Source organism: Acinetobacter sp. T63, assembly GCF_053852345.1.
Window position 1 is genome coordinate 1285394 of record NZ_CM132659.1, and the last position, 22954, is coordinate 1308347.

General features: G+C 45.1%; 21 protein-coding genes. 11 read left to right on the forward strand and 10 right to left on the reverse strand.

Going from position 1 to position 22954, the window contains the following annotated elements:
- Window positions 1-117: 117 nt before the first annotated feature.
- Complete coding sequence (locus tag ACVLR6_RS06255) at window positions 118-333, reverse strand: hypothetical protein (RefSeq protein WP_005177388.1); 216 nt, start codon at window positions 331-333, stop codon at window positions 118-120.
- 120 nt (window positions 334-453) lie between these two features.
- Window positions 454-1530 carry a tRNA epoxyqueuosine(34) reductase QueG gene (gene queG / locus ACVLR6_RS06260; protein ID WP_168406061.1) on the reverse strand — a complete coding sequence of 359 codons (1077 nt, stop codon included), beginning with the start codon at window positions 1528-1530 and terminating at the stop codon, window positions 454-456.
- A gap of 41 nt (window positions 1531-1571) precedes the next feature.
- Here queG and ACVLR6_RS06265 point away from each other — a divergent pair, with 41 nt between their 5' ends.
- Both ACVLR6_RS06265 and ACVLR6_RS06270 read left to right on the forward strand, forming a co-directional pair.
- Complete coding sequence (locus ACVLR6_RS06265) at window positions 1572-3029, forward strand: NAD(P)H-hydrate dehydratase (RefSeq protein ID WP_455996053.1); 1458 nt, start codon at window positions 1572-1574, stop codon at window positions 3027-3029.
- 3 nt (window positions 3030-3032) lie between these two features.
- Complete coding sequence (locus tag ACVLR6_RS06270; protein WP_005177399.1) at window positions 3033-3308, forward strand: acylphosphatase; 276 nt, start codon at window positions 3033-3035, stop codon at window positions 3306-3308.
- A 52-nt stretch (window positions 3309-3360) separates the two neighbouring features.
- Here the strand turns inward: ACVLR6_RS06270 and ruvC are convergent, their stop codons facing one another.
- Window positions 3361-3906: a crossover junction endodeoxyribonuclease RuvC gene (gene ruvC / locus ACVLR6_RS06275; protein WP_045795787.1), complete on the reverse strand. Its 546-nt coding sequence runs from the start codon at window positions 3904-3906 to the stop codon at window positions 3361-3363.
- A gap of 483 nt (window positions 3907-4389) precedes the next feature.
- Here ruvC and ACVLR6_RS06280 point away from each other — a divergent pair, with 483 nt between their 5' ends.
- Together ACVLR6_RS06280 and ACVLR6_RS06285 are read left to right on the forward strand one after the other, a co-directional pair.
- Window positions 4390-4965 carry an FxsA family protein gene (locus ACVLR6_RS06280; RefSeq protein WP_016658253.1) on the forward strand — a complete coding sequence of 192 codons (576 nt, stop codon included), beginning with the start codon at window positions 4390-4392 and terminating at the stop codon, window positions 4963-4965.
- 116 nt (window positions 4966-5081) lie between these two features.
- Window positions 5082-5717, forward strand: a complete 636-nt coding sequence (locus tag ACVLR6_RS06285) for a LysE family transporter (RefSeq protein ID WP_005177415.1) — start codon at window positions 5082-5084, stop codon at window positions 5715-5717.
- On the opposite strand, the gene ACVLR6_RS06290 is transcribed toward ACVLR6_RS06285, so the two are convergent.
- Window positions 5664-5894 (reverse strand): hypothetical protein, encoded by a 231-nt coding sequence (locus ACVLR6_RS06290; RefSeq protein ID WP_180036764.1) that lies wholly within the window; start codon window positions 5892-5894, stop codon window positions 5664-5666. The two genes, ACVLR6_RS06285 and ACVLR6_RS06290, sit on opposite strands and share 54 nt — an antisense overlap.
- Window positions 5895-6213: 319 nt before the next feature.
- On the opposite strand from ACVLR6_RS06290, the gene ACVLR6_RS06295 reads away from it, so the two are divergent.
- Window positions 6214-6450 (forward strand): hypothetical protein, encoded by a 237-nt coding sequence (locus ACVLR6_RS06295; protein ID WP_370459256.1) that lies wholly within the window; start codon window positions 6214-6216, stop codon window positions 6448-6450.
- 40 nt (window positions 6451-6490) lie between these two features.
- Here ACVLR6_RS06295 and ACVLR6_RS06300 read toward each other — a convergent pair whose 3' ends face one another.
- Together ACVLR6_RS06300 and metK are read right to left on the reverse strand one after the other, a co-directional pair.
- A complete protein-coding gene (locus ACVLR6_RS06300) occupies window positions 6491-6811 on the reverse strand; it encodes a monooxygenase (protein WP_455996056.1) in 321 nt (106 codons plus the stop codon).
- A 136-nt stretch (window positions 6812-6947) separates the two neighbouring features.
- On the reverse strand, window positions 6948-8114 hold the full coding sequence (gene metK / locus ACVLR6_RS06305; RefSeq protein ID WP_005177421.1) for a methionine adenosyltransferase: 1167 nt from the start codon (window positions 8112-8114) through the stop codon (window positions 6948-6950).
- Window positions 8115-8756: 642 nt separating this feature from the next.
- Between metK and tkt the strand changes: the two genes are divergently transcribed.
- From tkt to ACVLR6_RS06320, 3 genes are all read left to right on the forward strand, one after another.
- Window positions 8757-10745 (forward strand): transketolase, encoded by a 1989-nt coding sequence (gene tkt, locus ACVLR6_RS06310; protein ID WP_455996058.1) that lies wholly within the window; start codon window positions 8757-8759, stop codon window positions 10743-10745.
- Window positions 10746-10833: 88 nt separating this feature from the next.
- Complete coding sequence (locus ACVLR6_RS06315; RefSeq protein ID WP_160243293.1) at window positions 10834-11283, forward strand: GNAT family N-acetyltransferase; 450 nt, start codon at window positions 10834-10836, stop codon at window positions 11281-11283.
- 112 nt (window positions 11284-11395) lie between these two features.
- Window positions 11396-11980: a YceI family protein gene (locus tag ACVLR6_RS06320; RefSeq protein WP_005177424.1), complete on the forward strand. Its 585-nt coding sequence runs from the start codon at window positions 11396-11398 to the stop codon at window positions 11978-11980.
- Between the two features lie 85 nt (window positions 11981-12065).
- Here the strand turns inward: ACVLR6_RS06320 and ACVLR6_RS06325 are convergent, their stop codons facing one another.
- Entirely contained in the window at window positions 12066-12776 is a 711-nt protein-coding gene (locus tag ACVLR6_RS06325; protein ID WP_168389791.1) for a glutamine amidotransferase, read from the reverse strand.
- 237 nt (window positions 12777-13013) lie between these two features.
- Entirely contained in the window at window positions 13014-14525 is a 1512-nt protein-coding gene (gene exaC / locus ACVLR6_RS06330; RefSeq protein ID WP_016658247.1) for an acetaldehyde dehydrogenase ExaC, read from the reverse strand.
- Between the two features lie 245 nt (window positions 14526-14770).
- Between exaC and ACVLR6_RS06335 the strand changes: the two genes are divergently transcribed.
- Window positions 14771-15952 carry a sigma-54-dependent transcriptional regulator family protein gene (locus ACVLR6_RS06335; protein WP_070155198.1) on the forward strand — a complete coding sequence of 394 codons (1182 nt, stop codon included), beginning with the start codon at window positions 14771-14773 and terminating at the stop codon, window positions 15950-15952.
- 57 nt (window positions 15953-16009) lie between these two features.
- Here ACVLR6_RS06335 and ACVLR6_RS06340 read toward each other — a convergent pair whose 3' ends face one another.
- Both ACVLR6_RS06340 and mdh read right to left on the reverse strand, forming a co-directional pair.
- The gene (locus ACVLR6_RS06340) at window positions 16010-17005 is read right to left on the reverse strand and encodes an alpha/beta hydrolase (RefSeq protein ID WP_168399624.1); all 996 of its coding nucleotides are present in this window, start codon (window positions 17003-17005) and stop codon (window positions 16010-16012) included.
- A 247-nt stretch (window positions 17006-17252) separates the two neighbouring features.
- The gene (gene mdh / locus ACVLR6_RS06345) at window positions 17253-18425 is read right to left on the reverse strand and encodes an iron-dependent methanol dehydrogenase (protein WP_104491824.1); all 1173 of its coding nucleotides are present in this window, start codon (window positions 18423-18425) and stop codon (window positions 17253-17255) included.
- Between the two features lie 455 nt (window positions 18426-18880).
- Between mdh and ACVLR6_RS06350 the strand changes: the two genes are divergently transcribed.
- The gene (locus ACVLR6_RS06350; protein WP_455996061.1) at window positions 18881-20899 is read left to right on the forward strand and encodes a hypothetical protein; all 2019 of its coding nucleotides are present in this window, start codon (window positions 18881-18883) and stop codon (window positions 20897-20899) included.
- Between the two features lie 87 nt (window positions 20900-20986).
- The gene (locus tag ACVLR6_RS06355) at window positions 20987-22702 is read left to right on the forward strand and encodes an AAA family ATPase (protein WP_455996063.1); all 1716 of its coding nucleotides are present in this window, start codon (window positions 20987-20989) and stop codon (window positions 22700-22702) included.
- Window positions 22703-22954 lie beyond the last annotated feature (252 nt).

Genomic DNA, 22954 nt, shown 5'->3' on the forward strand with positions numbered 1-22954 from the left:
TGCATACTGCATATTAAGCAAAAGCGGCAGGCGCTTCATTAGCAAAATATGACGTAATCCAAAAACAAAGTCCACCTGAAGTGGACTTTGTTGAGTGAGGGAACATGAACTTCAGCATTATTCACGATGGTTGCCGTGCATGTTCTGGTTTTGCAGATCGGCACGGTGCTGTTTATTCAGCATCCGGTCATCCTGTTCATGCTGGTTGTTTTTAGGGCTATCAATAGGCCCTTGGGGTTGCTGCTGTTGCTGTTTTAAATGTTCAGTCTGCTGTTCAAGTTCCTGCTTTTGCTGTTGTTTCTGCTGCTGTTGGTTTTTATGATGCGTTTGCATAATAAATTCCTCCTGATGACAACATCTTTTCTGTTGGATTCCTCTATTGAGCCACAATTCAGTACCACGCGCTGTAGGGCTTGTGTGGGGATCTGTGAGCTCAGGTAAAGAAATGAAAAATTATGCAGATTTGGTCAACTGCTCCTGAATGGCCCAGTCAATATGCACATTCACCACCTCATCATGCGGCGTTTTGGCCTGTTGTAGCTGGGCAATAATATCTGCGGAATAAGGCGCATTGCCCAGACCAATCGCAATATTGCGTTTAAAACTCTGATAACCGGTCCGTCTGAGTGGACTGCCTTCGGTGCAGGCCAGGAAGGTGGCTTCATCCCATTGCCAGAGCTCCAGCAGGCTCATCCGGTCCAGCCCATGACGCGGGGCAAAATCATCCAGCGGAGTCAGCTGGGCAAAACTGTTCCAGGGGCAAATTAACTGGCAGTCATCACAGCCAAAAACCCGGTTGCCAATCGGCCGGCGCAAATCTTCAGGAATAATGCCTTTATATTCAATGGTTAAATAGGCAATACATTTACCAGCATCCAGCACGTAGGGCTCGACAATGGCTTTGGTCGGGCAGATGTCGATACAGGCGCTACAGGAACCGCAGTGCGCCGTGGCCGGTTCATCAAACGGCAACTCAAGCGAGCTAAACAGCTCACCTAATACAAAGAATGAGCCGGATTTTTTATGAATCAGCAGGGTATGTTTACCGGTCCAGCCCATGCCGGCACTTTCGGCCAGCGATTTTTCAAAGATCGGGGCTGAATCGGCAAAAGGGCGCGATTCAAAATCACCAACTTTGTCCCGAATCAGGCTGGCCAGAGTTTTAAGACGACCGCGCATGACTTTATGATAATCGCGGCCGCGGGCATAACGCGCAATAATGGCGCTATTGGGTGCATCTGGCACGTGTCGTGGTGTAGGCCGATCGACCAGATAATTCATGCGCACACAAATAATGCTTTTGGTGCCCGGCACCAGTAAGGCCGGGTTGGCACGTTTCTCCAGATTTTCGCCCAGAAAATGCATATCTGCCTGATAACCTTGTGCTAAATAGGCTTCCAAACGGGGTAATTCTGCTTGAGCATCGGGCCGGGCAATGACACAATCAGCAAAGCCCAGTGCTAAAGCCTGCGCTTTAATCCATGCTTTTAACTGGACGGGATCAAGTTGACTGACCGGAATATTCTGCATGGCAGGCGATGAGTTCATAATGACAAAACAAGGGAAAAACAATGCATCCACAAGTTTATCATAGCCGTGATATTCAAGCATGGGAGCAGCGCTGGTTTGCTCGGCAAAACTCGTCTTATGGCCTGATGCAGCAGGTGGCCTGGTCGATTGCCCAGCGCGTCATTCCCGTTTTACAGCAACATAAATATCAGACAGTGGCGGTTTGTTGCGGGCAGGGCAATAATGCCGGAGATGGCTATCTGCTGGCCAAATATTTACAGCAGGCCGGTTTTCAGGTGCATATTTATGCGGCTGAATTGGGTTCTTCACCTGATTTGCAGCAGGCTGAACACGAGGCTCGAGCGGCTGGCCTAGATATTCAATCCGGTTTTCGGTTTCAACAGGCTTATGAGGTCTATGTTGATGCGCTGTTTGGGATTGGCCTGAATCGTGAACTGAGCGTTGAGTGGCAACAGATTATTCATCAGATGAATCAGCAGCGCGGCTTGAAAGTGGCGATTGATATTCCAAGTGGCCTGGATGCCAATTGTGGTCAGCCTTTACCCTGTGCGATTCAGGCCGATTTGACCTATAGCGTATTGGGTTTAAAAGCTGGACTCTTTACCGGTAAGGGCAAAGCCTACGCCGGACAGATGGAGCTGATTGCCGCCATTCCTCCCGATCCTGAATTACACGCCATCGCTCAATTGGTACCCACCCAGATTCAGCTGCCGCCACGTCAGGCCTTTGGTCATAAGGGCAGTTATGGGCATGTGCTAGTGGTCGGCGGTCATGCCGATATGGGCGGCGCGGTAATGATGGCAGCGGAAGCAGCGTTTGCGGCCGGTTGTGGCAAAGTGACCGTGGTTTGTGATGCCAAACATCATACGGCTATTTTAAGTCGCGCTCCGAATATCATGCTGCGCGATATTAACACTCTGCAGGATAATGCCATTGAACAGCTGCTACAGCAGGTCGATGCCATCTGTTTTGGTATGGGCCTTGGACGCGATGACTGGGCTGCCCGTCAATATGCGCTGTGGTTGCCAAAATTGTTGCAGGCTAAACTGGAACGGGTACTCGATGCAGATGCCTTATGGTTTCTGGCCGCACATCCGCAGCAGTTACCTGAAGGGACCTATTTAACGCCACATCCGGGTGAGGCGGCGAAACTTTTAGCCCTAACGACAATGGAGGTTGAGCAGAACCGATTACAGGCTATTCATGAATTACAGGCCCGTTATGGCGGCCAGTGGGTGCTTAAAGGCGCGGGCAGCTTGATTCTGGAAGATCAGCTCTGGCTATGTACTGCCGGCAATGCCGGAATGGGCACAGGTGGCATGGGTGATGTTCTGTCCGGCATGATCGCCAGTTTAAAAGCACAATATCATACTGAACTCAGTTTACATGAGATTGTCACTTTACATGCGCAAGCTGGAGATGTACTGGCGGAATCCGGTATGCGCGGACTTCAGGCACAGCAGATGAATCAGGCCATTTATCAGGTCGTGAACAGGTGAGAGATGCAAGCACTTAAAATTATTATTCAGGGAAATGTGCAGGGCGTGGGGTATCGCCGCTGGTTTGAACAGCAGGCGCAAGAACTGCAGCTAACCGGATATGTCAAAAATCTGGACAATGGTGATGTCGAAGCAGAAATTATTGGCGAGGAAATGCAGATTCAGGAAATTCTGAAACGCAGTCTGGTTGGACCATTGCGGGCACAGGTCACTAAAATTGAGCGCATCCCGTTTGATCCGGCAGAACGTGAATACACCCATTTCCAGATGATCCGTTAAGTAGAAACTCCCGATTTGGACATCCCCTCACCGGGATCAAGATGGCTTCCAGTTAGCGCCGTCTGCTGCTAGAACGGCTACGGCCGCGCGCCATACCACCCAGGGCATTCAGTACCGCCATTTTGCTCATACTGCCGGAGGCGTGGGCATGGCAGATGGCAGCGGCCAGCGCATCAGCTGCATCAGCTTGCGGTTTAATGCTTAAATTTAACAGCTTCATCACCATCATCTGCACCTGTTCTTTATCGGCTGCCCCATAGCCGACCACAGACTGCTTGATTTGGCGGGCGGTATATTCCGCCACCTGTAAATCCAGATTGGTCAGTGCGGCAATGGCAGCACCACGCGCTTGACCCAGTTTCAGTGCCGAGTCCGGGTTTTGCGCCATAAAAACCTGTTCAACTGCGGCCTCAGTCGGGCCATGAAATTTTACAATCCGGTCAATACCACCAAAAATACGTTTCAGGCGTTCAGGCATTTCCGTGGTTTCGGTCCGAATGGTGCCGGCATCTACAAAACGCAATTTTGAGCCATCACGCTCAATAATGCCGTAACCGGTAAGCCGGGAACCGGGATCGATACCAATAATCAGTGACATGCCAAGCCTTAAAAAAATTACATCAAAATGAATTATATGATTTTACAGCGGTATTGTGTGAGGGAATTTGCAGCAACCGGTGCGGATACTCAAGACTATCAACAATGCTTCAAACTCGCTGGAGCTGCTATTAAAAATAGCAGGGACAATATATAGGTTATCTTGGTAAAAAAGGCTGCATCTTCATTTTGGCTTAAGTTTCGGGGTTTATACTGTACATCTACAGTCAAAAGCCGCGCAGTACAGTGGCCGCGGCAGTGTTTATCGGGCTGTGGCTGCTGCTCGTGTATGCGGCTTATGTTTATTTTTATCGTCCTACAGCATAAAGCTCAGGTCTGTCATTGAAAATATTAATGACAGGCCTGCACTTTAAAAATAGAATAATGCCCATATTGTTACATAAGCGTGTCAAAAAAAGCTTGATGCTGATTAAGCAGTTGATGCCTGCACTCTATTTATTTTGTTGAGATTAGATTAATTTTCATGAAATTATTTCTTATTATTCTGGCTGGTTTAATTCTGGAAGTATTCGTCTGGATCGGCGTGGGTGACCTGGTCGGTAGCATGTGGTACGTGTTCTTCTGGTTTATTGCCGCCTTCTTTATTGGTATGAATCTGATCCGTAAGTATTCTGCGGGCATCATGCCACAAATGCAGCAGATGCAGATGGGACAAATGAGTGCAGATCCGGCATTAAGCAATAACTTGCCTAAAATCTTTGCAGGTTTCCTGCTGTTGATTCCAGGTCTGATCACCGATGTGCTGGCTGTGCTGATTATGATTCCGGGCGTACAAAATGCCTTTAAAGCGGCCATGATGAAAGCGATGATGAAACGTCAGCAAGCCATGATGAACCAGATGATGGGGGGCATGATGGGCGATATGAATGGCATGGGTGGTGGTGCACAAGGCCAGAATCCGTTCGCCGATCTGATGCGTCAGATGCAGGACATGCAAAACCAGCAGGCGGGCCGCGACTCGACTATTATTGATGGTGAAGCGCGCGAAGTGACGCCAGAAGCAAAAAAAATTGAAATGAAAGATGTGAATAAACACTAAGCCATCTTTATTTGAAAAACCGGATCTGCAAGGATTCGGTTTTTTTATGCTTGCAGTGCTCGTATATTTTTGAACGGGCGATATAATAAATGACTTTTTAAGTTTCTCCCTGTGTTATGTCCTTACTGTTGACCATTTGTGCCTTACATTTTGTGGCACAGCTTAGTCCCGGCCCCGATATTATTCTGATTGCCAAAAGCTCGGCATCGACCACACGTCGCAATACCATTCATATTATTGCCGGAATTTCATTGGGCATTGTGCTGTGGGTGGTTTTAACCCTGCTGGGCTTTACCGTTCTGGTCGAGCAGTTTCCATGGATTCAGCAGGTATTGATGCTGATAGGCGGTTTGTTTCTGGCGAAAATGGGCTGGGCCATGCTCAGTGGCGGACTACGCAGTTTAAAACAGTCTAGTGCATTGGAGGATGTGCAGGCACAGAGCTCTGCACAGAAAAACTATTTTTTACTGGGTCTGTTCACCAATTTATCTAATCCTAAAACCCTGATTTATTTTAGCAGTGTATTTTCATTGGCGCTCAGTTCATCGGCCAGTGATTATTTAAAAGCACAGCTGGCAGTGATTATTCCGCTGCAAACCTTCCTGACCTTTGTGTTGCTGATGCTGTTATTGTCACAGCCGAAAATTAAGGCGGTGTACCAGCGTTCAGGCAGTTATATTGATATTTTATCGGGCGCCTTATTCCTGATTTTTGCCCTGTGGCTGGGCTATGACGCCATCGGTATGTTCTGATTCAGAATCTGGTTGATCCTGTTCACTAACCAAAGCAGAAACAGCCCTTTCTGCTTTTTTATGGGCAGATGAATAACGGTTTGGTGCCAGAGTGGTTTCGGTATTTTCAGAGCCATGAAAACGGCGGCTGCGGTTGGCGCGTTCGCGTAATCCGCCTTTTTTGATCAGTTGTACCATTTTCATTCTCCTGCATTTCAGTCCGCTAGTTTAAACAAAAGGGCAGCCGGATGCATCTGACTTAAGAGTAGTCCGATAAAATTATTGGCAGAGAATACGGTGTTAAAGCAGCAGCTTAAGTGTCTGAAAGCGTGCATAAAAAGATAAATAAAGTCAACAAAAGCAGGCAGGGTTTACTTAAGCTTACATAGACTCACCAGTAATAGAGCTTGCTATGCTACACAGGCTCACATAAGATAAAACAATATTACAAAAAGCGTTTTTCGCATGATGTAAAAATAAAAACAAGAATTACAGTAAATTAGGAGAACTGCCTATGCTGTACCATCAATACCATTGCTCATGTTGCAATCAAGTGGTGGCGTCAACAGAAAAAGAATGTCCAAATTGCGGTTCACACAATATTCGTAGTCCTTATGGTTTCTGGATGTTCTGTATTTTAAGTTGTCTGGCCTTTGCGGTTATTTTTAAAGTCGTGCATGTCTATTTGCAGGACCATCAGGAAACCCCGACACAGCCGACTTTATTGGAAGTCTTAAAACAGGAATCCAGCTAACTGGATTCCTTGAATCTGATGAGCTTAACTCAACTTTCGTTTAGCGGGATGACGCCAGAAAAGCGGCCTGATTCAGCACCGACAGTTCAGTATTAATGTCAAAAATTTTCCCGTGAATCTTGTCGATGCCAAAACTTTGCAGACGCGCCGTGTGCATCTGTAAATATTGTTCTGCATGATGCTTTGTATCAAACAGGTAAATCCCGCCAGCCTGCTGGATGTCACTATTTTCGGTCCAGATTTTCCAGATGAGACCCGGTTCCTGATTAATACTGGCTGCCAGCTCGCGATAGGCCGTGGCCATTTCTGCGCCAAAAGGGCCATTTGAAGGGAAATCAACCTGAAGAATTACCGCCATCATGTTCATCCTGTTTTAAATGTTCCATCTTATTGTAAACAGTTTATGTTTTTATAAAATGATATTTCTGCCCAGAATCGCGATAAAGTAGACAATAAAAAACCCATCACTCGGACGGGTCTCTTAATATCTTAAGAGCTTAAAGGCCAGCAGCAGCTTTTAAGATATCGACTTTGTCGGTTTTTTCCCAGGTAAAGGCAGTGTCTGAACCTTCGCGGCCAAAGTGACCGTAGGCAGCAGTCTGCTTGTACATTGGTTGTAACAGGTCCAGCATACGGGTAATGCCGTATGGACGCAGGTCAAAGTGTTCACGAACTAGCTGAACAATCAGTTCATCAGCCACTTTACCGGTGTTAAAGGTGTTAATTGAAATTGAAGTTGGCTCCGCCACACCAATTGCATAAGACACCTGAATTTCACATTTGTCTGCCAGGCCAGCAGCGACAATATTTTTCGCCACATAACGACCGGCATAAGCAGCAGAGCGGTCTACTTTCGATGGGTCTTTACCAGAGAAGGCACCGCCACCATGACGCGCCATACCACCGTAGGTATCTACAATAATTTTACGGCCAGTCAGACCACAGTCACCCACTGGACCACCAATCACAAACATTCCGGTCGGGTTGATGTGGAATTTGGTGTCAGCATGGAACATGTCCGCAGGGATGATCTTTTTCACGATTTCTTCAATCACAGCTTCTTTCAGCTGTGCTTGACTAATTTCAGGATCATGCTGGGTTGACAGCACCACCGCATCTAAACGTACTGGTTTGCCATTTTCATAGGCAAAAGTCACCTGGCTTTTCGCATCTGGACGTAACCAAGGCAGGGCACCGCTACGACGCAGTTCAGCCTGTTTTTCCATTAAGCGATGCGCATAAGAAATTGGCGCAGGCATCAGCACATCCGTTTCACGGCTGGCATAACCAAACATCAAGCCCTGGTCGCCGGCACCCTGATCTTCAGGTTTTTGACGGTCTACACCTTGGGCAATTTCCGGTGACTGCTTACCAATCATGTTAATTACGGCACAGGTTGAACCATCGAAGCCGAGGTCAGAATGATGATAGCCAATACCATTGACGGTTTGACGTACAATCGCTTCAAAATCCACATTGGCTGTGGTTGTGATTTCACCCGCAAGTACGACCGCACCGGTTTTTACAAGCGTTTCACAAGCAACCCGCGCATATGGGTCTTCTTTTAAGATTGCATCCAAAATGGCATCACTGATTTGGTCAGCCATTTTATCTGGATGGCCTTCGCTTACAGATTCCGAGGTAAATACAGCGTACTCGCGCATAAGTCCTATCACAGTTATTTCAAAAGACGCAATATGTTACATCGAGTTAGACTTTAGGACTAGCTCAATACGACCAAATTGGCTGAATTTATTTCAATTCAATGACTTTTTATCTGATATAGGCATTTAAAAAACTGATATAAAATCCAAAACGGTATAGATTCATCATCCGGATAAACTTGAGTTTTAATTCAATAAATCACTATTTTAAAAGCGGCTGTATTCTTATAATTTATATTAGGAATCAACCAATTATCTTGTTTTTAGAGTTTTGGGAAAATGCTGTCTGTCATCTTTTGGTCGTCATCATGCTCTAAAATGAAGTCTGTTACTGTTGAGCAGGATTGTGCAGTTTTGAATTAAATTGAATGAATTTCACAATGAGCGCTTTTTTGTATAAAAAACCATCCAAACAGGTCAGTTATGTAACGGGAAAATCCGGATGAGCTACCCGGTTATTCGCCAGAAATTCAATTTTCTCATGCCTCTAGCCAGGAATTGTACGAAAATGCGCAGGCAAACGAATAAATACCGAAAAATTACCGCTGAGGCTTTACCCCATACGCTTTTTTTAAGACAATAGACGTGTTTTGAATTCCTATTCATCTTCCTTTATTAAACGATTTATTTGGACTCTGACCTATGACGACCCCGCTTAATGAACGTCGTATTGCAAACGCAATTCGTGTATTGGCTATGGATGCCGTGCAAAAAGCAAATTCCGGACATCCAGGTGCGCCGATGGGGATGGCAGACATCGCTGACGTGGTGTGGCGTGAATTTTTAAATCATAACCCGACGAACCCGCAATGGGCTAACCGCGACCGTTTTGTTTTATCCAATGGTCATGGTTCTATGCTGCATTATGCGCTGTTACATTTAACCGGTTATGATCTTTCAATTGAAGATTTAAAAGCATTCCGTCAACTACACTCTAAAACACCAGGTCACCCGGAATACGGCTATGCACCAGGGGTTGAAACCACCACTGGTCCACTTGGTCAGGGTATTGCCAATGCGGTTGGTTTTGCTCTGGCTGAAAAGACACTGGCAGCGCAGTTCAATAAAGATGATATGCAAGTGGTTGACCATTACACCTACTGTTTCCTGGGTGATGGCTGCCTGATGGAAGGTATTTCTCACGAAGTATGTTCACTGGCCGGTACTTTAGGTCTGGGTAAACTGGTGGTTTACTATGATGACAACGGTATTTCAATTGATGGTGAAGTTGAAGGCTGGTTCTCTGATGACACTGAACAGCGCTTCCTGTCTTATGGCTGGCAAGTGCTGAAAGTTGATGGTCATGATGCAGATGCTATTCGCGAAGCAACTGTGGCTGCCAAAGCTGAAACCGCTAAACCAACCATTATTATCTGTAAAACCATTATCGGTTTAGGTTCACCAAACAAACAGGGTAAAGAAGATTGCCACGGTGCACCGCTGGGTAATGATGAAATCGTGTTAACCCGCGAAGCGCTGGGCTGGACCGATGAAGCGTTTGTAATTCCTGAAGATGTGTATGCTGCTTGGGATGCGAAAACCAAAGGTGCTGAAACTGAAGCTGCCTGGAATGCTACTTTTGCTGCCTATGCAGCAAAATATCCTGCAGAAGCGGCTGAATTAAAACGCCGTTTAAGCGGTGAATTACCAGCAGAATTCCTGGCACAGGCCGATGCCTATATTGCTGAAGTGAACGCGAAAGCAGAAACCATTGCGACCCGTAAAGCCAGCCAGAATACGCTACAGGCTTTTGGTCCATTATTACCTGAATTATTGGGTGGTTCTGCGGACCTGGCTGGTTCAAACCTGACGCTTTGGAAAGGTTGCCAGGGCGTACAAGACAATGCCGCAGGTAACTATGTGCACTACGGCGTACGTGAATTTGGTATGACCGCGATTGCCAACGGTGTGGCGCTGCACGGCGGTTTCATTCCTTATGTAGCAACATTCTTAATGTTCATGGAATATGCGCGTAATGCCGTGCGTATGTCTGCGTTAATGAAGCAACGCGTAATTCATGTTTATACCCATGATTCGATCGGTCTGGGTGAAGATGGTCCTACGCACCAGCCAATTGAGCAGATTGCATCGTTACGTGGTACGCCAAACCTGAACACATGGCGTCCATGTGATACGGTTGAAGCAGCGATTTCCTGGAAATCTGCTTTAAGCCGTGCGGAAGGTCCATCTGCGTTAATCTTCTCTCGTCAAAACCTGCCATTCCAGGCGCGTACTCAAGCACAAATTGAAAACGCGGCCAAAGGTGGTTATGTGCTGGCTGAAGAAAAAGGTGAATTGAAAGCAATCATCATTGCGACCGGTTCTGAAGTGGCCTTGGCGATGGAAGCACATGCACAGCTTGAAGGTGTACGTGTGGTGTCTATGCCATGTGCTGAAGAATTCATGCAGCAAGATGCGGCGTATCGTGAAGCGGTTCTGCCATCGAATATCCGTGCCCGTGTTGCAGTTGAAGCAGCGCATGTCGATTACTGGTGGAAATTTGTGGGTCTGGACGGTCGCGTGATTGGTATGACCACTTACGGCGAATCTGCACCAGCCAAAGACTTGTTCCAGCACTTTGATATTACCACGGAAGCAGTGGTTGCTGCAGTGAAAGAACTGACGGCTTAATCGCTCAGAAATTTCAAAAAAAGACGCTCCGAAAGGGGCGTTTTTTTATGCTAGTTTAAAAAGCTGAACAATATAAAAGAAGATCCACATGACAGCAATCAGTATTGTGCCTTTGGCACAGACCAGTCAGCCGCAATGGCAAGCACTTTGGGTCGGTTATCAGGCCTTTTATCAAACCAAGTTATCAGATGAACTGAGTGCCCATACCTGGCAGCGTCTGACATCAGCCGAGTCTGCGCATATGTATGGTTTTGCAGCCCTGCTTGAACAGCAGATGGTCGGCTTTGTACATGTGATTGAACATGACAGCTGCTGGACATTCAGGCCTTATGCCTATTTGCAGGATTTATTTACCCACCCCGATTATCGCGGGCAGGGTGTGGCCAGATTACTGATTGAACAGGTCTATATGGAAGCCAAAAAACGCCAGTGCGACCGGGTTTACTGGCTGACACAAGAAGCCAATCAAACTGCACAAATATTGTATGATAAAGTGGCACACAAGACCGGATTTATTCAATATAAACAAAGTCTGTAACGGCATCCATGCGTTAATCGTTTCATTGCTGCAACAGAACGTTTTATCTGTAGCAATGAACTCTAACAAGAAATCTATACACTAATAAGCATTCAAAAAGCGAGATAAAAGCATGAACTTTAAAGCACTTGTACTTGGTTTGGCGGTCACTTCAGTAGCAACAGCTGCGTTGGCAAAACCAGTGGCGTATCAAATTGACCCGACCCATACGGCAACTGTATTTAGCTGGGATCACTTCGGTTTCTCTACGCCATCAGGTAACTTCTCTAACATTCAAGGTACCATTAATGTTGATGAGAAACAGCCAGAAAAATCATCTGTCAACGTGACTATTCCATTAAACAGCCTGAACACCAACGTCAAAGCGCTGGATGAGCACTTAATGGCAGCAGACTGGTTTGATGCAGCAAAATATCCAACTATTACTTTCAAAAGTACCAAAGTTGAAACTCAGGACAAAAAGAACTTTAAAATCACAGGTGATTTAACTGTGAAAGGTGTAACGAAACCTGTAGTTCTGGATGCGGTACTGAACAAACAAGGTCCACATCCAATGACCAAAGCGGCAACTGTTGGTTTTAATGCCACCACGTCATTTGACCGTTCAGCATTTGGTATCGCCGGTTTTGTACCAAATGTAGGTGATAAAATTACTGTAAACATCACCACTGAAGCTTCTGTTGCTGCGAAAAAATAATCGCAAGAACAGCACAAAAAGCACCCGCTTCAGGGTGCTTTTTTTATGACGATGATAAATGTAAGGACAATTTAAAGCTTTCCGGTCAGCTTTGAGATTTTAAGCCGGCTAGAAACTGACCAAGAACCGTCGCGCTAACCTGTTGCAGTTGCGGCGCGTATTGCTGATGAGCGGCGCGTAAGGTGGGAATATCAATCTGGGCCTGACGTAATTCACAGGTATGGCCAATCAGCCATTTTTCTAAACTGTCTGCTGCAACTTCAGCATGAAACTGTAGTGCCAGAATATGTGGTCCGACCCGGAATGCCTGATTCGGATACAGGTCGGAGCTAGCCAGTAATTCAGCCTGTGCTGGTAAATCAAAAGTATCGCCGTGCCAATGCAACACCGGTGTATCGGCTAATGCCACCAGTGGATGATGGGCGGCATTAGCCAGACTGAGCGTACTCCAGCCAATTTCTTTGGCATGGCCGGCATAGACTTTGGCACCCAAGGCATGAGCAATGAGCTGTGCACCCAAACAAATACCAATAGTGGGTAATTTCTTTTCCAGACGTACTTTTAGTAAGTCTATTTCTTTTTGTAAGAAAGGATAGTCTGTGGTTTCATAAACGCCAATTGGGCCACCCAAAATAATCACCAATCCTTCATGCGCAAACGCCTTTTCTAGATTTTCCACACCGGCTTCAAAATACCGTACCCGTAAACCTTGTTCATACAGGACATCTTCCCACGCGCCGAGGTCTTCAAACGCAAGATGTTGAATGGCATAGACAGTGTCGGGTAAATCGAACATGGCAGATACTTCAGGCTGAAAGGGAGATTTAATGTAACGTGAAATACACTCGAACTAAAGCGTAGCGTATGAATAAAGGATAGACTTTTAACTTGATCTTCCGGTTTATACAACGCTGAAAGAGCGTGCTGCGAAAGTCATAGTATTCCATGTTGCAATAAAAACGCCCGATGCTAATACATCGGGCGCAGGTTGAAACGGTAACTTCAACGCTGTTGGAATCCTAAAGATGAGTCTTTAGAAGAAGCCAGCAGGTTTAGTTGAGTAGCTCACCAACAAGTTTTTGGTTTGTTGATAATGTTCTAACATCATCTTGTGGTTTTCACGGCCAATACCTGATTTTTTATAACCACCGAAAGCGGCATGCGCAGGGTAGATGTGGTAACAGTTCGTCCAAACGCGACCCGCCTGAATAGCACGGCCTGCACGGTAAGAAGTGTGCGCAGAACGTGACCAAACACCTGCACCTAAACCGTAAATGGTGTCATTGGCAATTTTAATGGCTTCATCAAAGTCTTTAAATGTAGTCACAGAAAGCACTGGGCCGAAAATTTCTTCTTGGAAAATTTTCATGTCATTGGTGCCTTTGAAAATTGTCGGCTCAATATAGAAACCACTGCCAACTTCATGACGTTCACCGCCACCTGTTAAAACTTGCGCGCCTTCGGCACGACCTGTCGCAATACAACCCAAGATTTTGTCTTGTTGTTCTTGTGACGCCTGCGCACCAATCATGGTTTCAGTATCAAGCGGGTGACCTGTTTTAATACGTTTAACACGTTCGATGGCTTTTTCAAGGAAACGGTCAGCAATACTTTCCTGTACGAGCGCACGTGATGGACAAGTACAAATTTCACCCTGATTCAGCGCAAACATAGCAAAGCCTTCGAGTGCTTTGTCTAAGTAGTCGTCATCTTGCGCCATAATATCTTCAAAGAAAATATTTGGAGATTTACCACCAAGCTCCAAGGTCACTGGAATGATGTTTTCAGTGGCGTATTGCATGATCAATTGACCGACCTGGGTCGAACCTGTGAATGCAATTTTGGCAATACGTGGATTGGTTGCCAATGGGCGACCCACTTCTACACCGTAACCATTGACTACGTTTAATACGCCTGCTGGCAATAAATCTTGAATCAGTTCAACCAAAACTAAAATGCTGGCAGGGGTTTGTTCTGCAGGTTTAAGTACAATACAGTTACCCGCAGCCAAAGCAGGTGCAAGTTTCCATGTTGCCATTAAAATTGGGAAGTTCCATGGAATAATTTGCCCCACAACGCCCAACGGCTCGTGAAAGTGATAGGCAATGGTGTCTTCATCAATTTCAGAAATTCCGCCTTCTTGGGCACGAATACAGCCTGCAAAATAACGGAAATGGTCAATCGCCAATGGAATGTCGGCAGCCAATGTTTCCCGAACAGGCTTACCATTATCCCATGTTTCTGCCACTGCCAATAATTCTAGATTTTGTTCTAAACGATCTGCAATTTTTAACAAAATGTTAGAACGTGTTGTAGGAGATGAGCTGTTCCATTGTGCTTTGGCTTTATGGGCTGCGTCTAAAGCCAGTTCAATGTCTTCTGCCGATGAGCGTGGGACTTTGGTAAATACTTTGCCATCTACAGGAGAGATATTTTCAAAGTATTCGCCTTTTACAGGGGCGACCCACTCGCCACCAATAAAGTTTTCGTATTGTGCTTTAAATTGAACTTTTGAACCGGGTTGATTGGGATCTACGTAACGCATAATTCTCTTCCTTTGATGGTTTTTTATAATCTGCCGTCATCTTTACCGTTTAGCACAATCCTGTGTCTAAAATCAGGTTAAATTTACGGCTAAGGTATAAGGTACTTTAGTACGTTATTTGTTTAGCATACCAATATAAGGTTGGAAAAAGGTTGGAAAGTTGCAGGTTTACAAGCAGCGAACAAATCCTTACAAAAGTAAGCGGTACAATGGATGTAATGCCCACAGGATTGTGAGAATCAATAATGATGAAAAAACAAGACCTATTGGAAAAAAGGCAGCATATTGAACAGTTTAGACAAAGCAGCAGTTTATCGCCGCTGCATGCGCAGCAAATTCAGCAGAGTATTTTAAAATCTTGGCAACGCTCTCAAATTGCTGAAATTCCTGTTGATCGGTTGGCAGCCCCGTTAAATTATAGTCTAACGCATACACATGGTGGTTCGGCCTTACAACGTGCTGTGCAAAACTGTGCAGAAGATTTAAGACATATCGCACAGCAGTCCGACATGGTGGCAGCCGTGGGCGATGTGGGCAGTACAATTATTTGGACGGCAGCGAGCGCGCAAATGCGTAATGTGGCGGAACAGGTGCATTTTGTAGAAGGCGGGCAGTGGCGTGAAGAGTTGGTGGGTACCAATGCTTTGGCTTTGTCACTTAAAACTCAGCAAGCAAGTTGTGTGTTTTCCAGTGAACACTTTATGTCATCGTTACATGACTGGGTTTGTTATGCAGCGCCTATTTTAGACCCTTATTCCAAACAAGTATTGGGTGTAATTGATTTATCGACTACTTGGAAAAACCATAACAGTTTGGGGATGTTGGCAGCAGAACGCTGTGCTTCTTTGATTCAAAATGCACTGCTTGATCAGCAAAAACAGCAGCTTTATATTCGCGCGTTTCGCGTGCCACAGGTGTTATTTAATGGCAAAGTGGTGGTGATGACACCGCGTCAAATTGAAATATTGGTGATTTTAGCACTTTGTCCACAAGGCATGAGTTTAGATACTTTACACCAAGCTCTATATGGTGAGCGTAAAGTCAGTATGGGCACGCTTAAAGCTGAGATGTCTCAATTACGTGATATTCTAGGCGGGATGCTTGGTTCGCGTCCTTACCGAATTTTGGCGCATATAGAAGCCGATTTTTTACAAGCTGAGCAGGCTTTAGATGCTGGTTATGTGCAGTCTGCCTTACAAACGTGTGCAGGAGTATTTTTGGCGAAAACTGAAAGTCCATTTTTATGTGCATGGCGAGATTGCTTAGAATCTCGCCTGAGTGATGCCATTTTTAATGCACAAGATACCGATGTATTGCTAAAACATTTGGCACGCAGCCCTGAAGCGATTGACGCAGTGGAGCGTTTAATTGAATTGATGCCCAAGGGGCATCCTGCACATCAAATTTTATTAAAATACACAGCTTAAGGGATGCATCAAGTCATTTAGCCGTTAATTCACTTCCTTTAGTTCAAGTTTTTAGTTTTATAGCCCCTTGCGGTTTAACCAGTCAAACAAGGACTGATACACTTCCGCACGGACTTCGGGCGCAGAAAGTACCAAATCATGCACGCCATTTTCAATTTGGCAAAGCTGAATATCGCCATGCATGTGATGTCCATATTTTTGCATATCTGCAACATTTAAAATTACGTCAGTGCGTTGCGCAATCTCATTCCATTGGCGTGGATAACTACTTTGACTCGCATGCATAATTAAGGTGGGTACACCTAAATGCACACTGGCATGAATTTCTTTTTGCGCTTCATGAATTGCACGTACAAAACTTAATCGCACTTTTGGATAACGCGGTTTCTTCCATTCCAAATTAAATAACCATTCACCATGATATTGTTTGTGTAGACTTGGTACATAAAATGGATTAAGGCGGCTTGGAAATTTCATTTCTGGCAGCAATTTGCCCAATTGGCTCAAACGAGGAATGCCGAATTTTTTCTCAATCTCGCTCATATTGAAATCATAAAAAGGGCTGTTGCACCATAAACCACGAATCAGTGGATGATTGGGATGATGTGCCACATATAACGTGGTGATTAATCCACCTGTTGAATGTCCCGCCAAAATTACCGAGTCATGTTCTTCTGTGGCAATTTGCTCAAGTGCAGCGGAAATTTCTGCATCATATTCAGACAAGCTGCGCACATTGTACCAATGTTGATGTGACAAATGCGAACGCCCATATTTACGTAAATCTAGGGCATAAAAGTCATAACCGTGCTGATTAAACTGGTCTGCCATTTCTGTTTGAAAAAAATAGTCAATAAAACCATGAATATAAAGTACGGCTTTACGGGTTTCCTGTTCGGCTTTTTTGCGTACCAAGGTAGAAATGACTTTGCCTTCATAATCCGAAGGAAAATCCAGCGTCATTTGTTGGTAATCGGCACCCAAAATATCGGGTTGATAGCTTGGTGTTGTTTTTTGTTTTTTGCTTAACAGCATAAGGTGTTCGTCATCCATTTTATTTTGACTATATCCTTGATGCGCTGTGCGCATTTGTCAAATTGAATTATGCAAACCCTCTGCATCTACATCGCTTTAGTTTTATGCTGCGAGTTCATTTTGTTCTAAACAGCAAAAAAAAAGCAGAACGCATCTAAGATGGTTCTGCCAAAGGGAAGGATAAAAATAAAACAGCAAAAGAGGAAAATTGAAAAAAAATGGGAGATGCTGAGCAAATCGTGATTCACTCAGCAGGAGATTCAAATTACATCGCGGCTTTAAAAATTTCGACCACTTGTGCATGATTGGCTTTACGTGGGTTGGTGAGCATGCAGGCATCTTTTTGTGCATTTTCAGCCATAATCGCCAAGTCATTTTCTTTCACGCCTAACTCTGCTAAACCTGTTGGAATACCAATCGAGCTAGATAGTTCACGAATTGCATCAATCGCGGCATAGGCGGCTTCTGTGGTGGTTAATCCGTCAGTATTGACTCCCATCAATTCTGCAATATCTGCATAACGCTCAGGGCAGGCAATCAGGTTAAATTCGCAAACATGCGGCAATAAAATTGCATTACAGACGCCGTGCGGCAAGTTGTAGAAACCGCCAAGTTGATGCGCCATGGCATGCACATAGCCTAGAGAGGCATTGTTGAATGCCATACCTGCCAAATATTGCGCATAGCTCATGGCATCACGTGCTTCAATATTTTCACCATTTGCCACAGCAGGGCTAAGCCACTGGCTAATCATACGAATGGCTTTTTCTGCACAGGCATCGGTAATAGGATTGGCTGCAGTTGAAACGTAGGCTTCTACAGCATGGGTTAAGGCATCCATGCCCGTTGCTGCGGTTAAACCTGCAGGTTTGGCAATCATGAGTTTTGGATCATCAATGGCGATGAGTGGTGTACAGCGCCAATCGACAATTGCCATTTTAACGTGGGTGTCTGTATTGGTAATAATACAGAAACGGGTCATTTCCGAAGCTGTACCTGCAGTGGTGTTAATGGCAATCAGTGGGGTCATTGGCACAGTACTTTTATCAATGCCTTCATAATCACGAATATGCCCACCACCTGCGGTCACTAAGCCAATGCCTTTGGCACAGTCGTGGGAAGAACCACCACCTAAGGACACAATAAAGTCGCAGTGATTGGCATTGTAGGCATCGACACCGTTATGCACGTTAATATCGGTCGGATTTGGCTCTGCACCAGCAAAGATATGGCTGGCAACGCCTGCTTCGGTGAGGTAGCCTGCAATGGTATCGGCAACGCCAAATTTAAACAGTCCTTCATCAGTCACAATTAGGGCTTTTTTGGCGCCTAAATTTTGTGCTCTTACGCCAATTTCTTTGGCACAACCAGGGCCGAAGAGTGACACACAAGGAATATAAAAACCGTTGGTTTGATCTGCAATATTTTTAAAAGCCATGCTCAGATTCCTTCTTGCATTGGATATTGGAATAATGTGTTGTTATCGCGGTGTTGAACCGTAATTTGAGTATCCATTGCTTTGTTGTGAAATCCTACCTACCAAATACCAACCCTAGTTGCTGATCAAAGAGTGTAAAATAATCACTTGAAAATTATGGATTTTTAATTTGTTTTATTATCTGAAGTAGTGCGCAGTCTATAGGCAAGAGCACAAATCTTGTTTATAGTATTTTTTGTATCTCTAATTTTAAGGTGTGAATACAGCACACACATATTTAAAGTGTAATTCAATTAATAAGTGGCTTAAGCTAGATTGAAGAATTGTCCACTTTTTGCGGATGGGAAATAAAAAAACAAAAAATAGGGATGTATCACGTGATGGGTCTATTCGGTGTAATCAAATAAAAATAAGATGACACTTAGATAGACCGCACTTAAGCATGAGGAGCGTATATGCAGCCAAGTCGCCAGCATAGCCAGTTGCATGCCGTTGCACAGCAATTGGTTCGTATTTCCAGTGTGGCCGCAGAAATCTATCAAGATCAAATGGATCTGGTTGGGCATTTTACAGCACAAAATATGTTTCGAATTGATCCTTTGCAGCATCGGGTCGAATTGTTGAATGGTCTGTTTAGCCTTGAATTTTATTCGCCAAAATCGCATACGCATTTAATAGAAACCCACTTTGAATTTGCGCGGCAACAGCAAGAAGCGTTTGAAGATTTTTTCTTACATGATCTGCATTTTTTGACAGGGGATTTAAAACCGCAGCATTCCTTATTTTTGCGTAAGCAGGCGCAGCAATTGCGGCAATTGATTCTGCAGCAAGTTTATCTTTGGGTAGATGGTGCAGCACGGGTTAAGCAATTGTTGTTGCATTTAGATGCTATGCAGGCGCAAATTTTAGATCAGGCATTAATGCAGGTAGACGATCAGTATCAACCAGTATTGACCAAATTTGTGCAGCAAGGGCAGCCGATTCCTGAAGATGTTTTAACTGCTTTATCGACACTATGCGCTTTGGAATTTGTAGAGGGTGAAACCTTTTTGCCAGTGCAAGCACTGATGCTAAGTTATGATGATTTTTGTTTTAGTGCAGCAGAATTTCTACCTAAAGCCATGTATCGTATTTTAAGTATCTCATTTCCAGAGCGATTTAATTTACAGGATTTAATCGATCATCAGGACGATATTCGGCTGTTGTATCGACACGCGGTAGAGCAGAGTCATTTATTAGGCTTTGTCCGGATTATGAACCGCGCGGTCTGGGCCGAAGATAATATTCTGGCCAAACGGCATTTTCTGGAAAAAAATACCCGCATCTGGCAGACCAAAGTTGCGCGTTTGCCACTGTTTGATTATCCACGCGCAGTCAACTGGCTGTTTCGGCAATCGAAACTGGTGCTGGACTGGCTCAGTGACAATATTCATCATTCCAGTGTCCGTGTGGCGGTGGTGGCGCTAAGTTTTGTTGATTGCAGCCAGATTCATCCACGCATTATTCTGGCCACCTTGCAGTATTTCCAGTATGCCTCGGCGCGGCTGTTTATTCAGAGCTGTGATCATTTTGCGCTGCAACATCAATGGTTTGAACATCAGCATAATTCCCGGGTGGTGCAAAAAGGCCAGCGCCAGTCACTGGAAGACCCGCGAATTAGCATCAGCCCGTCTATTTTGTATTTAGATGAATGGATGAATTTGCTGGCGATTGTTGCGGCACAGGATGAACTGCAGGTGAAACAGGTTTATGCACGTTTAAGCCGGGTGATGCAGGTCTATATGCTGCATCTGCATAAGGTCACGGCAGAACTGCCGGCTGAATTAATGCAGTTTATTCATCCGGAGAGTCAGCAATCGCGTGACTTTATGCACTGTTTACGCCGTCATCAGTTGACGCTGGAGCAATTCCGGCAGCTGTTTTATTTAAAGGCCGGGCCGGTGCGTGAATCGGTGTTTGATGCTTATGTGCGCGATTATCTGGTCGATTATTTTAATGAAAAAAATTACACCCCGAAAAATGTCAGCTGGAGCAGTATTTTTCAGCGTGCGGTGCGCTGGCATCATGAAGTACATAAAGCCGAAATTCTGGCTAAGCTGAAAAAACAGTTAAACGTCAGCCACTGGCCGCCCGTATCGCTACAAGGCAGAACCCAGTATCTGGGCTGGTGCTTTGAGGAACTGAACAGTCTGGACCGGATTATTCAGGAGTCGCGCAGTTTTCATCATTGTCTGGCGGTGAGTTATAGCCAGAAAATTATTGAAGGCGAATATGTGGCTTTTCATATGTCATCGCCGTGTTATCGCCAGTCCTTAACGCTGGGTTGTCATCTGCTCGATGGACAGCTGCGCTTTGATCAGCTGGAATATCCGAACAATCATAAAGCCGAACAGTTGCTGGTCAATATTGCGGAACAGTTTATTCAATGGCTGAACAGCCGCTTAAAACAGGACCCATCTGCCGGAACTTTATGACAAGTGATGTCGCCAGATGTGGTTTTTGCCTTAACTTTTTGCTGAAAAATGGGTAGGCTATAGCCGTTCATCTACGGTATAGGTCTTATGAAACAGGAAACTGCACTCAAACTCTTAAAAGCGGGCGAAAATGTATTTTTAACAGGCTCGGCCGGTGCAGGGAAAACCTATACGCTCAATCAGTACATCAACTATTTAAAAGCACGTAAAGTGCCGGTGGCGATTACGGCCTCGACTGGAATTGCCGCCACACATATGAATGGTATGACCATTCACACCTGGGCCGGCATTGGTATTAAAGATGTCTTGTCTGATGCCGACCTGAAAAATATGAAAGAGCGCAAATACCTGAAAGAACATCTGGAAAATGCGCAGGTGCTGATTATTGACGAAATTTCGATGCTGCATGCCAAGCAGCTGATTCTGGTCAATCAGGTACTGAAATATTTTAAGGAAAGCGATGAAGCCTTTGGTGGTATTCAGGTGATTGTCGCCGGTGATTTCTTCCAGTTGCCGCCGGTGGGCAGAAATGAGGAACGCAATCGCGATAAATTCTGCTTTATGTCGGAGGCCTGGGTCGAGGCCAAATTCCGGGTCTGCTATTTGACCGAGCAGCATCGTCAGGGCAATGACTTTTTAAACGATATTCTCAATGCGATTCGTCGTCAGGATATTGGCCCGCAGCATCTGCAGGCGCTGCAAAATACCCGTCAGCAGGATATTGGCGACACCTTTACCCGTTTATATACTCACAATATGGATGTCGATACCATCAACTTTAAGCATTTAAATGAAATTGATGCTGAAAGTCGCCAGTTCGATGCCAGCTGTGATGGGAATGACAAACTGATTGAAACCTTAAAATCTTCGGTGCGTGCGCCTGAAACCTTGACCCTGAAAAAACATGCCAAAGTGATGTTTGTTAAAAACAACTTTGATATGGGTTATATCAACGGCAGTCTGGGCGAGGTGATTGGCTTTGAAGAAGATGATGAATATGGCTGCCTGCCGAAAGTCAAACTGACTGATGGCACGGTGCTGCTGGTCGAACCAGAAACCTGGTCGATTGATAATGAAGCCGGAAAAACCATTGCCAGTTTCCAGCAAATTCCGTTGCGTCTGGCCTGGGCAATTACCATTCATAAATCGCAAGGTATGACTTTAGAAGCGGCAGAAATTAACCTGAGCCATACCTTTGAAAAAGGTCAGGGCTATGTGGCACTGTCACGATTAAAAACCTTAGATGGCCTGCGTTTATTGGGCTTTAACGAGCAGGCGCTGGAGCTGGACAGTCTGGCAATTAAAGCCGATCGCCGTTTTCAGGAACTGTCAGAGGAAGCAGAACAGAATTTTGCCGAAATTGACCTGACCGCACAGCATAAAGCCTTCATCCGGCATTGTGGTGGCACCTTGAATGAGGTTGAAATTGAACGCAATGAACGGAAAATCGCACGCAGTGGCGGTAAGCAGAATTATGCCTCGGCAACGCTAGATGAAACCCGGGCCTTGTTTGAAGAAGGTTATGAGATTGAAGATATTGCCCATGAACGTGGCCTGACTCCAGCGACGATTATTAACCATCTGGCGCGTTTGCATAAGGAACAGGGACTAGATATTTCGGTGGCGCATCCGGGTGAGGAAGTGGTGGAGCAAATCCGCAAAATTTATAAACGCCTGCAAAAACGTCAGCAAAGTGATCATTTTAATGATGATGGCACGATCAAGCTGCGTCCGATTGTCGAGCTGACCAGCCCGCGGATGGGCTATGATCAGGTGCGTCTGGCCTTGTTATATGTAGAATAAACTTTGCATCCTCCCATCATCAAAGAGCATCTTAAAGATGCTCTTTTTTATGCTTATTCGGTATTTAGGCGTATTTCAAATTCAACTTCATCTTGCTTAAAAACAGCGCCATCTCTTAAAAGCTGCCTTATTTAGAATAATGAAACCAACTCATGGAATTTATGCTAAGATGAATTTAATTCATATTTTATTTTTAGGGCGACATTGCATTCAGCGCAGTGCATCTCCTGATTTTGAGATACTTCATTTCCC

What these genes read in the sequence shown, in the direction of transcription:
- ACVLR6_RS06255 (WP_005177388.1), bottom strand. Translation starts at nt 333, where the DNA reads ATGCAAACGCATCATAAAAACCAACAGCAGCAGAAACAACAGCAAAAG.
- queG (WP_168406061.1), bottom strand. Translation starts at nt 1,530, where the DNA reads ATGCAGAATATTCCGGTCAGTCAACTTGATCCCGTCCAGTTAAAAGCA.
- ACVLR6_RS06265 (WP_455996053.1), top strand. Translation starts at nt 1,572, where the DNA reads ATGCATCCACAAGTTTATCATAGCCGTGATATTCAAGCATGGGAGCAG.
- ACVLR6_RS06270 (WP_005177399.1), top strand. Translation starts at nt 3,033, where the DNA reads ATGCAAGCACTTAAAATTATTATTCAGGGAAATGTGCAGGGCGTGGGG.
- ruvC (WP_045795787.1), bottom strand. Translation starts at nt 3,906, where the DNA reads ATGTCACTGATTATTGGTATCGATCCCGGTTCCCGGCTTACCGGTTAC.
- ACVLR6_RS06280 (WP_016658253.1), top strand. Translation starts at nt 4,390, where the DNA reads ATGAAATTATTTCTTATTATTCTGGCTGGTTTAATTCTGGAAGTATTC.
- ACVLR6_RS06285 (WP_005177415.1), top strand. Translation starts at nt 5,082, where the DNA reads ATGTCCTTACTGTTGACCATTTGTGCCTTACATTTTGTGGCACAGCTT.
- ACVLR6_RS06290 (WP_180036764.1), bottom strand. Translation starts at nt 5,894, where the DNA reads ATGGTACAACTGATCAAAAAAGGCGGATTACGCGAACGCGCCAACCGC.
- ACVLR6_RS06300 (WP_455996056.1), bottom strand. Translation starts at nt 6,811, where the DNA reads ATGATGGCGGTAATTCTTCAGGTTGATTTCCCTTCAAATGGCCCTTTT.
- metK (WP_005177421.1), bottom strand. Translation starts at nt 8,114, where the DNA reads ATGCGCGAGTACGCTGTATTTACCTCGGAATCTGTAAGCGAAGGCCAT.
- tkt (WP_455996058.1), top strand. Translation starts at nt 8,757, where the DNA reads ATGACGACCCCGCTTAATGAACGTCGTATTGCAAACGCAATTCGTGTA.
- ACVLR6_RS06315 (WP_160243293.1), top strand. Translation starts at nt 10,834, where the DNA reads ATGACAGCAATCAGTATTGTGCCTTTGGCACAGACCAGTCAGCCGCAA.
- ACVLR6_RS06320 (WP_005177424.1), top strand. Translation starts at nt 11,396, where the DNA reads ATGAACTTTAAAGCACTTGTACTTGGTTTGGCGGTCACTTCAGTAGCA.
- ACVLR6_RS06325 (WP_168389791.1), bottom strand. Translation starts at nt 12,776, where the DNA reads ATGTTCGATTTACCCGACACTGTCTATGCCATTCAACATCTTGCGTTT.
- exaC (WP_016658247.1), bottom strand. Translation starts at nt 14,525, where the DNA reads ATGCGTTACGTAGATCCCAATCAACCCGGTTCAAAAGTTCAATTTAAA.
- ACVLR6_RS06335 (WP_070155198.1), top strand. Translation starts at nt 14,771, where the DNA reads ATGATGAAAAAACAAGACCTATTGGAAAAAAGGCAGCATATTGAACAG.
- ACVLR6_RS06340 (WP_168399624.1), bottom strand. Translation starts at nt 17,005, where the DNA reads ATGGATGACGAACACCTTATGCTGTTAAGCAAAAAACAAAAAACAACA.
- mdh (WP_104491824.1), bottom strand. Translation starts at nt 18,425, where the DNA reads ATGGCTTTTAAAAATATTGCAGATCAAACCAACGGTTTTTATATTCCT.
- ACVLR6_RS06350 (WP_455996061.1), top strand. Translation starts at nt 18,881, where the DNA reads ATGCAGCCAAGTCGCCAGCATAGCCAGTTGCATGCCGTTGCACAGCAA.
- ACVLR6_RS06355 (WP_455996063.1), top strand. Translation starts at nt 20,987, where the DNA reads ATGAAACAGGAAACTGCACTCAAACTCTTAAAAGCGGGCGAAAATGTA.